Source organism: Streptomyces sp. NPDC047841 (assembly GCF_040704085.1).
Taxonomy (GTDB): Bacteria; Actinomycetota; Actinomycetes; order Streptomycetales; family Streptomycetaceae; genus Streptomyces; species Streptomyces argyrophylli.
Genome location: NZ_JBEYRP010000003.1, coordinates 391072 through 405183 on the forward strand (window position 1 = coordinate 391072; position 14112 = coordinate 405183).

The window sequence follows — 14112 nt, forward strand, 5'->3', positions numbered from 1 at the left end:
ACACGCTGGTCATGTCCGAACAAAGGTGGCCACCGATCGCAACTGGACCGGTCCAACCGCCATCCGGAGAAAGAGGGGCTGTCATGGTGGACGCGCTCGGTGTCGCCGTCATCGGGTTCGGCTGGATGGGCCGGGTGCACACCCAGGCGTACGCCCGTCTCCCGCACCACTACCCCCGGCTGCCGCTGCGGCCCCGGCTGGTCACCGTCGCCGAGGAGGTGCCGGGCCGGGCGGAGGAGGCCGCCGAGCGGTTCGGGTTCGCCTCGGCGACCCGGGACTGGCGCGAGGTGGCCGCCGACCCGCGCGTGCGGGCGGTGAGCGTCACCGCGCCGAACTTCCTGCACCGGGAGATCGGCGTGGCGATGGCCGAGGCCGGCAAGCACCTGTGGATCGAGAAACCGGTGGGCCTGACCGCCGGGGACGCCCGCGCGGTCGCCGAGGCCGTCGCCCGGGCCGGCGTGCAGGGCGCGGTCGGCTTCAACTACCGCAACGCGCCCGCCGTCGAGGCCGCCCGCGAGCTGATCGCCTCCGGCGGGATCGGCACGGTCACCCACGTCCGCATCCGTCTCTTCAGCGACTACGCGGCCCATCCGGACGGCGCGCTGACCTGGCGCTACGAGCGCGAGCGCGGCGGCAGCGGGGTGCTCGGCGACCTCGCCTCGCACGGCGCCGACCTGGCCCGCTTCCTGCTCGGCGACATCGCCTCGCTCACCGCGGACACGGCGGTCTTCGTCCCGCAACGCGCCCGTCCGAGCGGTGCGACGGCCGGCCACGCACTGGCCGCCGGCGGTGAGCCGGGCCCGGTCGAGAACGAGGACTACGTCGGCTGCCTGCTCCGCTTCGCCTCCGGTGCCCGGGGCGTCCTGGAGGCCTGCCGGGTCTCGGTCGGCGAGCAGAACAACTACGGCTTCGAGGTGCATGGCACCCGGGGCGCGGTGTTCTGGGACTTCCGCCGGATGAACGAGCTGAAGGTGAGCCGGGGCACGACGTACCAGGACCAGCCGGTGAGCACGGTGTACGTCGGCCCGGGCGCCGGCGAGTTCGCCGCGTTCCAGCCGGGCGCGGCCAACGCGATGGGCTACGACGACCTGAAGGTGATCGAGGCCTACCGCTTCGTCCGCTCCATCGCCGAGGGCACCCCGTACGGCACCACGCTCGCGGACGCGGTGCACAGCGCGACCGTGCTGGACGCGATGGCGGAGTCGGCCGCGAGCGGGGCGTGGGTCACGCTGCCGGGGTCGTAGGCATGTTGTACGGCGTGACCACCTGGATCGCGGACGGCAGGACCGGTCCGGCCGGCGGCAGCGCGCCGTGGAAGCGCATCACCTCGTGGCAGGCCTCGCGCAGGTCGTGCCGCAGATCGTGGTGGAGCACGGCGGACAGGCGGTGCTCGCGCAGCAGGCGGGTGTTGTCGTGGTCGAGGTCGTGCGCGACGAACACGGCGCACTCGCGGCCGAGGTCGGCGAAGGCCCGCAGGGTGGCGTTGTTGCCGCCGCCGATGGAGTACACCGCCAAGATCCCCGGGTCGCGTTCCAGGGCGGCGCGGACCAGGTCGTACTGCGTGGCGTCCAGGCCCTGGCCCTCGGCGATCTCCACCAGCGTCCGCTGAGGGTGCCGGGCCCGCATGACGCCGCGGAAGCCCATCTCGCGCTCCTCCTCGTTGCGGAAGAAGCCACTGCTGAGGCTGGTGAGGACGTTGCCGGGGCGGTCGCCGAGCCACTGGCCCGTCAGGTAGGCGGCGGTCGCCCCGGCCGCCCGGTTGTCGATGCCGACGTAGGCGACGCGTCCGCTCGCCGGCAGGTCGGTGACCAGGGTGACGACCGGTACCCCGGCGGTGGTCAGTCGGCCGACGGCCGCGGTGACCTCGGGGACGTCCGGCGCCTTGAGGATCACGCCCTGCGAGCCGCGCCGGGCGATCCGGTCGAGCGTGCCGACCAGCTCGCGGACCGGGCCGGTCTCACGGAAGTGGAAGCGGGAGCGCACCACGGCCGGGTGCAGGGCGGGCAGTTCGGCCTCCAGGGCGGCGCGCACGGCGGTGGTGAACCGCTCGGGCGCCTGGGCCACGATGTCGACCATGAAGGTACGGCCGACCAGCCGGACCTGGGTGCGCTGCCGGTCGAGATCGGCGATCGCCCGTTGCACCTCCCGCGCGGTGCTCTCCCGCACCCCTCCCCTGCCGTTCAGCACCCGGTCCACGGTGGCCTCGCTGAGACCGGCCTGACGTGCGATCTCCCGGATCGGGAACGGGTGGCCCATGGACCGTCTCCTTGAGGGGTTTTTGATGGTCGCGTGCTGGTTGTTCGAGGGGTTTGTACTGACAAGAATGACAGGACCGCGCCGCTGCCGAGACCGAAAGAGGGACACCGATGTCCGTCGCCGCCGTGCCAGGCCGCGCCTGGCTGTCCGAGCAGGACTGCGATCTCGGCGCGTTCCGCGCCCTGGTGGAGCGGGCCACGGACGCCGCCGGCTACCCGCACGCCGCGTCCGTCGTGGAGAACGTCCTCGTGTACGAGGGCGAGCGGCTGCGGACGGCCCGCGACCGGAGCGCGCTGCGGGCCGAGCTGGTGCGGGCGCTCGCCGAGGGCCCGGGGATCGTCGTGGTCCGGGGTGCCTTCCCGGAACCCGGCGTCGTCGACCGGGTCACGGCGGTGTTCGAGGCGCTGATCGCCGAACAGCGGGCCGCCGGGGCGACCGCCGGCGACCACTTCGCCGCGCCGGGCGCCAACGACCGGGTGTGGAACGCGCTGGAGAAGACGGCCCTGTACGACGCCGAGGCGTTCGCCGGCTACTACGCCAACGACGTCCTGGCGCTGCTCGCCACCGCCTGGCTGGGCCCCGGCTACCAGGTCACCTCCCAGGTGAACGTGGTCAATCCGGGCGGCGCCGGACAGACCCCGCACCGGGACTACCACCTGGGCTTCCTGAGCAACGCGGTCGCCGCCGCCTACCCCGCGCACGTGCACCGCCTCTCCCCCGCGCTCACCCTCCAGGGCGCGGTCGCCCACTGCGCCATGCCGGTGGAGTCCGGGCCGACGCTGTACCTGCCGTACTCCCAGCTCTACGAGCCGGGCTACCTGGCCTGGCGGCTCCCGGAGTTCCAGGAGTACTTCACGGCCCGCCACGTACAGCTCCCGCTCGACAAGGGCGACGCCGTCTTCTTCAACCCGGCGCTCTTCCACGCCGCCGGCACCAACCGGACGGCGGACGTCCGGCGCACGGCCAACCTGCTGCAGATCTCGTCCGCGTTCGGCCGCGCGATGGAGACCGTGGACCGCGAGGCGGTGACCAACGCGGTGTTCCCGGTGCTGCTGCGGCGCAAGGCGGCGGGCGCGTCCGAGGAGTGGCTGGACAACGTGATCGCCGCGAGCGCCGAGGGCTACCCCTTCCCCACCAACCTGGACAGCGACCCGCCGGTCGCCGGGCTGGCCCCGCCGGCGCAGGCGGACCTGGTGCGGCGGGCGCTGAGGGAGACATGGCGGCCCGCGCGGCTGCGCGAGGAACTGCGGACGGCGGCGCGACGCCGGGAGAGCTGAGGCAGGGCATGGGACTTCTCGACGACAAGGTCGTCCTGGTCAACGGCGGCAGTCAGGGCGTGGGGGCCGCCATCGCGCGGGCCGCCGTCCGCGAGGGCGCCGTCGTCGCGGTGAGCGGGCGCCGCCCGGAGCCGGGCGAGGCGCTGGTGACGGAGCTGTCGGCGGCCGGCGGCAAGGCCATGTACGTGCGGGCCGACCTGGCGGACGCCGGGCAGGCCAAGGCGTCGGTCGCCCGGGTCGTGGACGCGTACGGCCGGATCGACTGCCTGGTCAACTCGGCCGGGCTGACCTCGCGGGGCACGCTGCTGGACACCACGCCGGAACTGTTCGACGCGCACATCGCGGTCAACCTCAAGGGCCCGTTCTTCGCGATGCAGGCGGCGGTCGCCGACATGACGGCCCGCAAGGCGCCCGGCACGATCGTCAACGTCATCACGTCGTCGGCGCACGGCGGACAGCCGTTCCTCGCGCCGTACGTCGCCGCCAAGGCCGGCCTGGCGGGCCTGACCCGGAACGCGGCGCACGCCCACCGCTGGGACCGGATCCGGATCAACGGGCTCAACATCGGCTGGACCGCGACCGAGGGCGAGGACGCCACCCAGCGGGCCTTCCACGGCGCCGGCGACGACTGGCGGGAGCAGGCAGCGGCCCGGCTGCCGATGGGCAAGCTCGGCCAGCCGGACGAAATCGCGGACTTCGTGGTCTTCCTGCTGTCGGAGCGGTCGGGGGTGGTCACCGGCTCGGTGATCGACTGGGACCAGAACGTGCTCGGCGGCCTCGACTAAAACTCAGGCACCAACCCTAGGAGCAGCACCGCATGCGTATCGGAATCCTCGGCCTCGGCCGCATCGGCGCCTTCCACGCCGAGACCCTCTCCGGGCTGGACGCCGTCGACTCGCTCGTCGTCGCCGACCCGTTCGCGGACGCGGCCAAGGCCGCCGCCGAGCGGTTCGGGGCACAGGTCGCGGACTCGCCGGAGGCCCTTCTCGCGGCCGGCGTGGACGGCCTGGTGGTCGCGGCGGCCACCGACGCCCACCCCGCCCTGATCCTGGCCGGCGTCGAGGCCGGCGTCCCGGTCTTCTGCGAGAAGCCCGTCGCCAGGACGATGGTCGAGGGCGTCGAGGTCCTCAAGGCCGTGCAGGGCAGCGGCGTGCCGATCCAGATCGGCTACAACCGGCGCTTCGATGCGGGCTTCGTCGCCGCGCGGGCCGCCGTACAGGCCGGTGAGCTGGGCATGCTGCACACGGTCCGCTCCACGACCCTGGACCCGGCGCCGCCGCCGGCCGCCTATGTCGCCGCGTCCGGCGGGATCTTCCGTGACTGCTCGGTGCACGACTTCGACATCATCCGCTGGGTGACGGGCCGTGAGGTCACCGAGGTGTACGCGGTGGGCGGCAACCGGGGCGCCGACTACATCAAGGCGGCGGGCGACGCCGACACCACCGGCGCCGTCCTGACCCTGGACGACGGCACGATCGCGGTGGTGTCCAACTCCCGGCACAACAAGCGCGGTTACGACGTGCGCATGGAACTGCACGGTTTCGCCGACTCCCTCGCCGTCGGCCTGGACGACAAGCTGCCGCTGCGCTCGGCCGAGCCCGGGGTCACCTTCCCCGCCGGCACCCCGCACGACTTCTTCATGGACCGCTTCACCGACGCCTACCGCGCCGAACTGACCGCGTTCACCGAGGTCGTGGCCGGGACCCGGACCTCGCCGTGCACCGTCGAGGACGCCCTGGAGGCCGGCTGGATCGCCGAGGCCTGCACGCTGTCCCTGCACGAGCACCGGCCGGTGACCCTGGCGGAGGTACGGGCGGCCTGACCGCACGGCGACGGCGCCGGGCAGGTGCCCGGCGCCGTCGCCGTGTGCTCAGCCGCAGTACCGGATCAGCCACTCGTCCGGGTTGTAGGTGTCCCGCGCCGGGTCCGGCGCCGTCGCCGGCTTCGTCTCCACCGTGTCCTGCGGGCGTATCCGCTCCGGCAGCGCGCCGAAGCGGTCGCGGCGCCGGGCGGCGGCGTCGGCCGCGTCCGGGGCCGCGGTGTGGGCTTCCGTACGGTGTGTCATCTCGTCCTCCCGTCCGCGCGGGCGTTCCCCGTTGTGGGTCAGACGTCCGCGTGTCCCCGTTGGTTCCCGGCCGCCCGGCGGCCGAATCCCCCGCAACAGCGCAGGAACCGGGCCGCGGTCGTCGGCACCGCGGCCCGGTTCCCTCGGAAGCGGCCGGCCCTCAGGCCCCGCAGGACCGCAGGAAGCGCCGGGTGCGTACCGCGATCGGCAGCGGCTTGTCCGGCTCGCACGGGTACATGTCCTGCTCGACGATCGCGAACAGCTCCACGCCCAGCTTCTGCGCCGCCTCCAGCACCGGCCCCAGCGCCGGCACCCCGGAGGGCGGTTCGCACATCACGCCGCGCTGCACGGCCGGTCCGAACGGCACCCCGCCCGCGACCACCTCGGCGAGGACGTCCGGGTCGACCTGCTTGAGGTGCAGGTACCCGATGCGCTCGCCGTAGGTCTCGATCAGCTTGACGCTGTCCCCGCCGCAGTAGGCGTAGTGCCCGGTGTCCAGGCAGAGGTTGACCAGCTCGCCGTCGGTCGAGTCCAGGAAGCGCTCGACATGCTCCTCGGTGTCGATGTGGGTGTCGGCGTGCGGGTGCACGACGATGTCCAGGCCGTAGGTCTCCTTGACCTCGTGGCCGAGCCGTTCCATGCCCTTGGTCAGGTGGGCCCACTGCCCGGCGGTCAGCTCGGGCGGCTCCAGGATCTCGGCGGTCTTGTCGTCGCGCCAGAAGGAGGGGATGACGACCAGGTGCCGGGCGCCCATCGCCTGGGTGAGCGCGGCGACCTGGCTGACGTGCGCCCAGGTCTCCTCCCAGACGGCGGGGCCGCGGTGCATGCCGGTGAAGACGGTGCCCGCCGACACCTTCAGGTTCCGCTTGGCCACCTCGTCGGCGAGCCGTGCCGGGTCGGTGGGGAGGTAGCCGTAGGGGCCGAGTTCGATCCAGTCGTAGCCGGCCTCGGCGACCTCGTCGAGGAAGCGTTCCCAGGGCACCTGCCGGGGGTCGTCGGGGAACCAGACGCCCCAGGAGTCGGGGGCGGAGCCGACCCGGATGCGGTCGAGCGGAGTGGGGTGCGCCATGATCAGGGGGTTCCTTCCGGGGAGGTCGCCACGGGTGCGCCGAGGTCGCCGTCCTCGGGCAGTTCGGCCACGTCGACGCCGCGCACCTGGGCCAGCTCGTGCCTGAGCGCGGCGAGTTCGGCGCCGCCGGCCATGTGGTTGGTCAGCTCTTCGAGGCCGATCTCGCTGCGTTCGGCGCTCAGCTCCAGGGTGCCGAGGCGCAGGACGCTGAAGTGGTCGCCGACCATGTAGGCGTGGTGGGGGTTGTGGGTGATGAAGATGACGCCGAGCCCGCGGTCGCGGGCGGCGGCGATGTACTTCAGCACCACACCGGACTGTTTGACGCCGAGGGCGGCGGTGGGCTCGTCCAGGATGAGGACGCGGGCGCCGAAGTGGACGGCGCGGGCGATGGCGACGCACTGGCGCTGGCCGCCGGAGAGGGTGCCGATGGGCTGTTCCAGGTCGTCCAGGACGATGCCCATGTGGCGCAGTTCCCGGTCGGCGGTCTCCTTCATGCGGGCGATGTCGAGCCGGCGCAGCGGCCAGGGGCCCTTGGTCAGCTCGGAGCCGAGGAAGAAGTTCCGCCACACCGGCATCAGCGGGACGGTGGCGAGGTCCTGGTAGACGGCGGCGATGCCCTTGTCCAGGGCCTCGCGCGGGGTGGTGAAGCGCACCGGCCGGCCGTCGACGAGGAACTCGCCCTCGGTGTGCTGGTGCAGCCCTGAGATGATCTTGATGAGGGTGGACTTGCCGGCGCCGTTGTCGCCGAGCACGCAGGTCACCCGGCCGGCGTGGACCTTCAGGTCGACGCCGTGCAGGGCGCGGATGTTGCCGTAGGACTTGCCGGCGCCGCGGAGTTCGACCAGGAGCCCGTCGGGGGCGGGTGCGCCGTCCTGGAGGACGGCGCCGTGGGTGCCCGTGGTGTTGTCGGTCATCGCTTACCTCCGGGTCGCCGTGCGCTGGACCCACAGATTGATCAGGACGGCGCCGAGGAGCATCACGCCGAGGAAGGCCTTGAACCAGTCGGGGTTCCAGCCGGCGTAGACGATGCCCTGCTGCACCATGCCGAACATGAAGGCGCCGAAGACCGGGCCGATCGCGGAGCCGTAGCCGCCGGTGAGCAGGCAGCCGCCGATGACGGCCGCGGCGATGTAGATCAGCTCCTGGCCGACGCCCTCGCCGGACTGCACGGTGTTGAACGAGAACAGGTTGTGCATGCCGACGAACCAGGCGCCGAAGCCGACCAGCATGAACAGGGTGATCTTGGTGAACCTCACCGGGACGCCGACCGCGCGGGCGCTGTCCTTGTTGCCGCCGACCGCGAAGATCCAGTTGCCGTACTTGGTGCGCAGCAGCACCCAGGTGGCGACGGCCGCGAAGACCAGCCACCAGACCACCGTGATCTTCACCTGGACCCCGCCCACGTCGAAGGAGGAGGCGAAGATCTTGCGGGCCTGGTCGAAGCCGTCCATGTCGCTGATGTCGTCGGTGGCGACGTTGCCGGTGACGAGCTTGGTGACGGCGAGGTTGGTGCCCTGGAGGATCAGGAAGGTGCCCAGGGTGACCAGGAAGCTGGGCAGCCCGGTCTTCACCACCATCCAGCCGTTGAAGGCGCCGATCGCGAGGGACACGGCCAGGGCGACGATCACGCCGGTCCACACGTTCACGGTGAGCTGGTAGCTGAGCATGCTCGCGGTGAGCGCCGAGGAGATCACGGCGACGCCGGAGGAGAGGTCGAACTCCCCGCCGATCATCAGCAGGGCCACCGGGAGGGCCATGATGCCGATGGTCGAGGACTGGTAGAGGATGTTCGCCATCGAGCTGCCGTCGCGCACCGGCGGCGCCGCGATCAGGAAGAAGACCAGGACGGCGACGGCGCCGAGGAAGACACCCACCTCGGGCCGGGCCAGCAGCCGGAGGGCCGGCGGGCGCCGGGCGGTGCGGCCGTCGCTCTGTCGGGGGCCGGACGCCGGCGACCTGCCGACCGCCGGTTCAGCCTGCTGGGCCATGCTCATCACCGGGTGCCCTTCGCGGCGAACCCGGCGACCTTGTCGACGTTGGACTTGTCCACGAAGGCCGGGCCGGTGAGGACGGCCTGCTCGCCGCCGCCGCTGTAGTTGCCGTTGTTCTTGTAGAGCCACAGCGAGTCGACCGCCAGGTAGCCCTGGAGGTAGGGCTGCTGGTCGACGGCGAACTCGATGGTGCCCTTCTGCACCGCCTTGACCAGTTCCTTGTTGAGGTCGAAGGTGGCCACCTTCGCCTTGCTGCCCGCGTCCCCGACCGACTGCACCGCGGTCAGCGCGAAGGGGGCGCCGAGGGTGACGACGGTGTCGACGGACTTGTCCTGCTTGAGCTTGGCCGTGATGGTCGACTTCACCGACGGCATGTCGGTGCCGTTCACGTACAGGGTCTCGGTGGTGCCCTTGAACGTCTTCTTCACGCCGTCGCAGCGCTGGGTGAGGCCCACGTTGCCCTGTTCCTGGACCACGCAGACGATCTTCTTCGCGCCGGTGGTGTTGAGCTTGTCGCCGAACGCCTCGCCCGCCACGCTCTCGTCCTGCCCGAAGAACTCCAGCAGGCCGAGCTTCTTCCAGTCCGTCAGTCCTGAGTTGAGGCCGACCACCGGGATGCCGGCCTGCTCGGCCTTGGCGATGGCGCCCTTCATCGCGTCGGGCTTGGCCAGGGTGACCGCGATGCCGTCGACCTTCTGGTCGATGGCGTTCTGCACGTAGTTGGCCTGGTTGCCGGCGTTCGGGTCGGCGGAGTAGACCAGCTTGATGTTGTCCTTGGCCGCCGCGGCCTCCGCGCCCTTGCGGACGGTGTCCCAGAAGGTGTCGCCGGGCGCCTGGTGGGTGACGAGGGCGACGGTCATGCGAGGGGTGTCGGCCTTGCCCGCGGAGGGGTTCGCCGCCTCCTCCTCGGCCTTCTTGCCGCCGGAACCGCTGGAGCAGCCGGCGAGGGTGAGGGCTGCCGCGGCGGCCGCCGCCACGAAGGGGGCCAGTCTGCGGAAGCGGGGACGAGAAGAGCGGTCCATCTTTCCAGCACCTCACTGTGCGTGCGACGGGGCAAGGACGCTGTTGCGTTGGGACGGGATACAAGCCTCTGCCGAGCCCGCTGTCAATACTTTGTTAAGACATCATTTCACAAGCAGGTCCGAATGTAAGTACAAAGTATTGACACCTTCGGCGCCGGGACCTACACCTGGGAGCCATGAGCCCAGTACACCGCACCCCGCAGCGAACGGCACCGGGTGATCGCGCGCTGGATCCCGTGACCTTCGCCCTGGACCGGTCGAGCCCGGTTCCGCTGTACTACCAGCTCGCCCGGCAACTGGAGGCGGCCATCCAGCACGGCGTGCTGGTGCCGGGGGACCTGCTCGGCAACGAGGTCGACCTGTCGGTGCGGCTCGGGCTGTCCCGGCCCACCGTCCGCCAGGCGATCCAGTCCCTGGTCGACAAGGGGCTGCTGGTGCGCCGCCGCGGGGTCGGTACGCAGGTGGTGCACAGCCAGGTCCGGCGCCCGCTGGAACTCAGCAGCCTCTACGACGACCTGGAGTCGGCCGGACAGGGCCCGACCACCCGGGTGCTGCGCAACGAGCGGATCGCGGCGCCCGCCGACGTGGCCGCCGCCCTCGGGCTCCCGGAGGGCGCCGAGGTCGTCGTACTGGAGCGGCTGCGCAGCACGCACGGCCGGCCCGTGGCGTTCCTGCGCAACCACCTGCCGGCCTCCCTGCTCGAACTCGGTACCGGGCAGCTGGAGTCCACGGGCCTGTACCGGCTGCTGCGCGCGGCCGGGATCGTCCTGCACAGCGCCCGCCAGTCCATCGGCGCCCGCGCCGCGAGCGCCGAGGAGGGCGCCCTGCTGGAGGAGCCGGAGGGAGCGGCCCTGCTCACCATGTGGCGCACCGCCTACGACGACGCGGGCCGGCCGGTGGAGCACGGCAGCCACGTCTACCGGGCGTCCCGGTACGCCTTCGACTTCCGACTGCTGGTCAGGAGCTGAAACGGAACGATCTGTTTCACACAGCCCCCTCGGCCGCCCGGGCCGTGCGGGCCGCTGCGCCCCGTCACCGTCAACGGTGCAGGTGACGGTGACGATTACGTTTCGGGCAAGAGACACCTCAGTGCGACCGGAGCTATTGACGCATGAGCGGACATGGGGCTGTTATTACGCCCACGATGTTCGGTCGAGTTGGTTTCTGAGCGGTTTCGAACTTTTCGGTGATCAACTCATCCCCTTGGCCGAACCCTGGTATGCATCAGGAGCCGCCATGCGCCTCTCGTCCTCCGGTCTCTCCGTCCCGGGTCCCAGCCGCCGTTCCCTGCTGCGCGGAGCGGGCGGTGCCGCCCTGCTCGCAGGCGCCGGCATACCCCTGCTGTCCGCCTGCGGAGGCAGCGGTTCCGGATCCGACCCGAAGGCCGTCTCCCTGGGCTCGAACGCCTCCGACGCGGTGCCCAAGAAGGCCTACGAGAGCGTCTACGCGGCCTTCAAGAAGCAGTCCGGCCTCAGCGTCGATGTCAACACCAAGGACCACAACACCTTCCAGGAGCAGATCAACTCGTATCTGCAGGGCACGCCGGACGACGTGTTCAACTGGTTCGCCGGGTACCGCATGCAGTTCTTCGCGGCCAAGGGCCTCGCCAGCCCGATCGACGACGTGTGGGCGAAGATCGGGGACAACTTCCCCGACGCGATGAAGAAGCTCAGCAAGGGCGCGGACGGCAAGTACTACTTCGTGCCGCTGACCACCTACCCGTGGGCGGTCTTCTACCGCAAGAGCGTCTTCCAGCAGCACGGTTACAAGGTCCCGGCCACCTGGGACGACCTGGTCGCCCTGTGCAAGCAGATGAAGAAGGACGGCCTGGTCCCGATCGCCTTCGGCGACAAGGACGCCTGGCCGGCGATGGGCACCTTCGACCAGATCAACTTCCGCCTGAACGGCTACGACTTCCACGTCCAGCTGATGGCCGGCAAGGCGTCCTGGACCGACGCCAAGGTGAAGGACGTCTTCGACCACTGGGCCGAGCTCCTCCCCTACCACCAGGACGGCTTCATGGGCCGCACCTGGCAGGACGCCGCGCAGACGCTGGTGGCCAAGAAGGCCGGCATGTACCTCCTCGGCTCCTTCGTGGCCCAGCAGTTCACCAACAAGGCCGACCTGGACGACCTCGACTTCTTCGCCTTCCCGGAGATCAACTCCGCGTACGGCCAGGACACCGTCGAGGCGCCGACCGACGGCTTCATGGTGAGCAAGTCCCCGAAGAACCACGCGGGTGTCGTCAAGCTGCTGGAGTACCTGGGCAGCCCGGCGGCCGAGGAGCTGTACCTGAAGACCGACCCGAGCGTGGTCGCCGCCTCCAGCAAGGCCGACACCTCCTCCTACTCGGCGCTCCAGAAGAAGGCGTTCGAGATGATCGGCAGCGCCAAGAGCCTCACCCAGTTCATGGACCGCGACAGCCGCCCCGACTTCACCTCCACGGTGATGCAGCCCGGCCTGCAGAAGTTCCTCCAGAACCCCAAGGGCGTGGACGGTCTGCTGTCGTCCATCGAGCGCCAGAAGAAGACCATCTTCGCGTCCTCGTGAGCGGCCCGATGAGCACCGACACGACGACGAAGACCCCGGAGCCGGCGGCCGTGCCGGCTCCCGGGGCCGCGCCCGCGAAGAAGCGGGTCTCGCAGGGCCACCGGCGCCTGCTGACCCGCCGTGACCGGTTCACGCTCGCCCTCATGGCGGGCGTGCCGACCGTCCTGCACGTGATCCTCGTCTGGTTCACGGCCCTCGCCTCGATCCTCCTCGCCTTCACCACCTGGGACGGCATCGGGTTCGACTCCATCAAGTGGGTCGGCCTGGACAACTTCCGGCAGCTGTTCAGCGACAACCCGCAGTTCTGGCCCGCCGTCCAGCACAACGTCATCTGGTTCGTCGTACTGATCCTGATCCCGACGCCGTTCGGCCTGTTCCTCGCCGTCCAGCTCGACAAGCGGATCCGGTTCAGCCGCGTCTACCAGACCGCGTACTTCCTGCCCGTCGTCATCTCGATGGCGTGCATCGGCTTCGTCTGGCAGCTGGTCTACAACCCGGACACGGGCCTGATCAACAGCATCATCGGCGCCAACAAGCCCGGCCACTACATCGACTGGATCGGCGACCCGGACCTCAACCTGTGGGCCGTGCTGATCGCCGCGTCCTGGCGGCACACCGGCTACATGATGATCCTCTACCTGGCCGGCCTGAAGAGCGTCGACCCGTCGCTCAGGGAGGCGTCCGCGCTGGACGGCGCCAACGAGTGGCAGACGTTCAAGAACGTCATCTTCCCGACCCTGCGCCCGACCAACACGGTCGTCCTCGTCGTCACCATCATCGAGGCACTGCGCGCCTTCGACCTGGTCTTCGTCTTCAACAAGGGCGCCCAGGGCACGGAGTTGCTGTCGATCCTGGTCACCAACAACATCATCGGCGAGTCCAGCCGCATCGGATACGGCTCCGCCATCGCCGTCGTCCTGCTGGTGATCTCCCTCGCCGTCATCATCCCGTACCTGATCGCCACCTTCCGGAAGGAGCGGCGCGCATGAGCACCGTGAGCGCCCTGGGAAAGCGGCGTACCCCGGTCCGGCCGGCCCGCGTCCTGCTGCACGTCTTCCTCGCGGGCACCGCGCTCGCCTGGCTGGCGCCCCTGCTGTGGGCGGTCTTCTCGGCCCTGCGCCCGTACAGCGAGACCAGCGCCAAGGGGTACGTGTCCTGGCCGGACACGCTGAACTTCGACAACTTCACACACGCGTTCCAGCAGTCGGACATGCTGCACTACTTCGGCAACACGCTGATCATCGCGGTGCCGGCCGTCCTGCTGACGCTGTTCCTGTCGTCGATGGTCGCCTTCTACGTCAGCCGCTTCGACTTCCGGGTCAACCTGGCGCTGCTGCTGGTCTTCACGGCGGGCAACCTGCTGCCGCAGCAGGTCATCATCACCCCGCTGTACCGGCTGTACCTGCTCACCGACCTGCCGGGCATCACCGCGAGCGGCAAGCTGTACGACTCCGCGCTGGGCCTCGTCCTGATCCACGTGGCGTTCCAGTCCGGCTTCTGCGCGTTCGTGCTGAGCAACTACATGCGCTCGCTGCCGCACGAGCTGACCGAGGCCGCGCTGGTCGACGGCGCCTCGGTGTGGCGGCTGTACTGGCAGATCACGCTGCCGCTGTGCAAGCCGGCGATGGCGGCCCTGGCGACCCTGTTGTCCATCTGGATCTACAACGACTTCTTCTGGGCCCTCGTGCTGATCTCCACCGGCGAGAACATGCCGATCACCTCGGCGCTGAACAACCTCTCCGGGCAGTACTTCACCGACCCCAACCTGGTCGCCGCCGGCGCCCTGCTGACCGCGATCCCCACCCTGGTCGTGTACTTCGTGCTCCAGCGCCAGTTCGTCAGCGGCCTGACCCTGGGCTCCAACAAGGGCTGACGGGCCCGC

At 70.5% G+C, this 14112-nt stretch carries 14 protein-coding genes; 8 read left to right on the top strand and 6 right to left on the bottom strand.

Features of this window, described 5'->3' with window-relative positions:
- Nucleotides 1-83 precede the first annotated feature (83 nt).
- Complete coding sequence (locus AB0947_RS06375) at nucleotides 84-1244, top strand: Gfo/Idh/MocA family oxidoreductase (protein WP_366749095.1); 1161 nt, start codon at nucleotides 84-86, stop codon at nucleotides 1242-1244.
- Here the strand turns inward: AB0947_RS06375 and AB0947_RS06380 are convergent.
- Nucleotides 1225-2256, bottom strand: a complete 1032-nt coding sequence (locus AB0947_RS06380; protein WP_366749096.1) for a LacI family DNA-binding transcriptional regulator — start codon at nucleotides 2254-2256, stop codon at nucleotides 1225-1227. The genes AB0947_RS06375 and AB0947_RS06380 overlap by 20 nt on opposite strands.
- A gap of 110 nt (nucleotides 2257-2366) precedes the next feature.
- On the opposite strand from AB0947_RS06380, the gene AB0947_RS06385 reads away from it, so the two are divergent.
- Genes AB0947_RS06385 through AB0947_RS06395 form a run of 3 tightly spaced genes read left to right on the top strand, consistent with a single transcriptional unit; the run spans nucleotide 2367 to nucleotide 5355 of the window.
- Nucleotides 2367-3533 (top strand): phytanoyl-CoA dioxygenase family protein, encoded by a 1167-nt coding sequence (locus AB0947_RS06385; RefSeq protein ID WP_366749097.1) that lies wholly within the window; start codon nucleotides 2367-2369, stop codon nucleotides 3531-3533.
- An 8-nt stretch (nucleotides 3534-3541) separates the two neighbouring features.
- Entirely contained in the window at nucleotides 3542-4318 is a 777-nt protein-coding gene (locus AB0947_RS06390) for an SDR family oxidoreductase (protein ID WP_366749098.1), read from the top strand.
- 32 nt (nucleotides 4319-4350) lie between these two features.
- Complete coding sequence (locus tag AB0947_RS06395; protein ID WP_366749099.1) at nucleotides 4351-5355, top strand: Gfo/Idh/MocA family oxidoreductase; 1005 nt, start codon at nucleotides 4351-4353, stop codon at nucleotides 5353-5355.
- Between the two features lie 48 nt (nucleotides 5356-5403).
- Here the strand turns inward: AB0947_RS06395 and AB0947_RS06400 are convergent, their stop codons facing one another.
- From AB0947_RS06400 to AB0947_RS06420, 5 genes are all read right to left on the bottom strand, one after another.
- Nucleotides 5404-5598: a hypothetical protein gene (locus tag AB0947_RS06400; RefSeq protein ID WP_366749100.1), complete on the bottom strand. Its 195-nt coding sequence runs from the start codon at nucleotides 5596-5598 to the stop codon at nucleotides 5404-5406.
- Between the two features lie 160 nt (nucleotides 5599-5758).
- Nucleotides 5759-6667, bottom strand: coding sequence for a sugar phosphate isomerase/epimerase (locus AB0947_RS06405; protein WP_366749101.1), 909 nt, complete (start codon nucleotides 6665-6667; stop codon nucleotides 5759-5761).
- Between the two features lie 2 nt (nucleotides 6668-6669).
- Entirely contained in the window at nucleotides 6670-7581 is a 912-nt protein-coding gene (locus AB0947_RS06410; protein ID WP_366749102.1) for an ATP-binding cassette domain-containing protein, read from the bottom strand.
- 3 nt (nucleotides 7582-7584) lie between these two features.
- A complete protein-coding gene (locus tag AB0947_RS06415; protein ID WP_366749103.1) occupies nucleotides 7585-8661 on the bottom strand; it encodes an ABC transporter permease in 1077 nt (358 codons plus the stop codon).
- Nucleotides 8661-9680: a sugar ABC transporter substrate-binding protein gene (locus AB0947_RS06420; protein WP_366749104.1), complete on the bottom strand. Its 1020-nt coding sequence runs from the start codon at nucleotides 9678-9680 to the stop codon at nucleotides 8661-8663. Before AB0947_RS06420 ends, AB0947_RS06415 begins: the two co-directional genes overlap by 1 nt.
- 176 nt (nucleotides 9681-9856) lie before the next feature.
- On the opposite strand from AB0947_RS06420, the gene AB0947_RS06425 reads away from it, so the two are divergent.
- From AB0947_RS06425 to AB0947_RS06440, 4 genes are all read left to right on the top strand, one after another.
- On the top strand, nucleotides 9857-10648 hold the full coding sequence (locus AB0947_RS06425; RefSeq protein ID WP_366749105.1) for a GntR family transcriptional regulator: 792 nt from the start codon (nucleotides 9857-9859) through the stop codon (nucleotides 10646-10648).
- Nucleotides 10649-10916: 268 nt separating this feature from the next.
- Nucleotides 10917-12230, top strand: a complete 1314-nt coding sequence (locus AB0947_RS06430) for an extracellular solute-binding protein (protein ID WP_366749106.1) — start codon at nucleotides 10917-10919, stop codon at nucleotides 12228-12230.
- 8 nt (nucleotides 12231-12238) lie between these two features.
- Nucleotides 12239-13219, top strand: coding sequence for a sugar ABC transporter permease (locus tag AB0947_RS06435; protein ID WP_366749107.1), 981 nt, complete (start codon nucleotides 12239-12241; stop codon nucleotides 13217-13219).
- Nucleotides 13216-14103 carry a carbohydrate ABC transporter permease gene (locus AB0947_RS06440; protein ID WP_366749108.1) on the top strand — a complete coding sequence of 296 codons (888 nt, stop codon included), beginning with the start codon at nucleotides 13216-13218 and terminating at the stop codon, nucleotides 14101-14103. The genes AB0947_RS06435 and AB0947_RS06440 overlap by 4 nt, the downstream gene beginning before the upstream one ends.
- Nucleotides 14104-14112 lie beyond the last annotated feature (9 nt).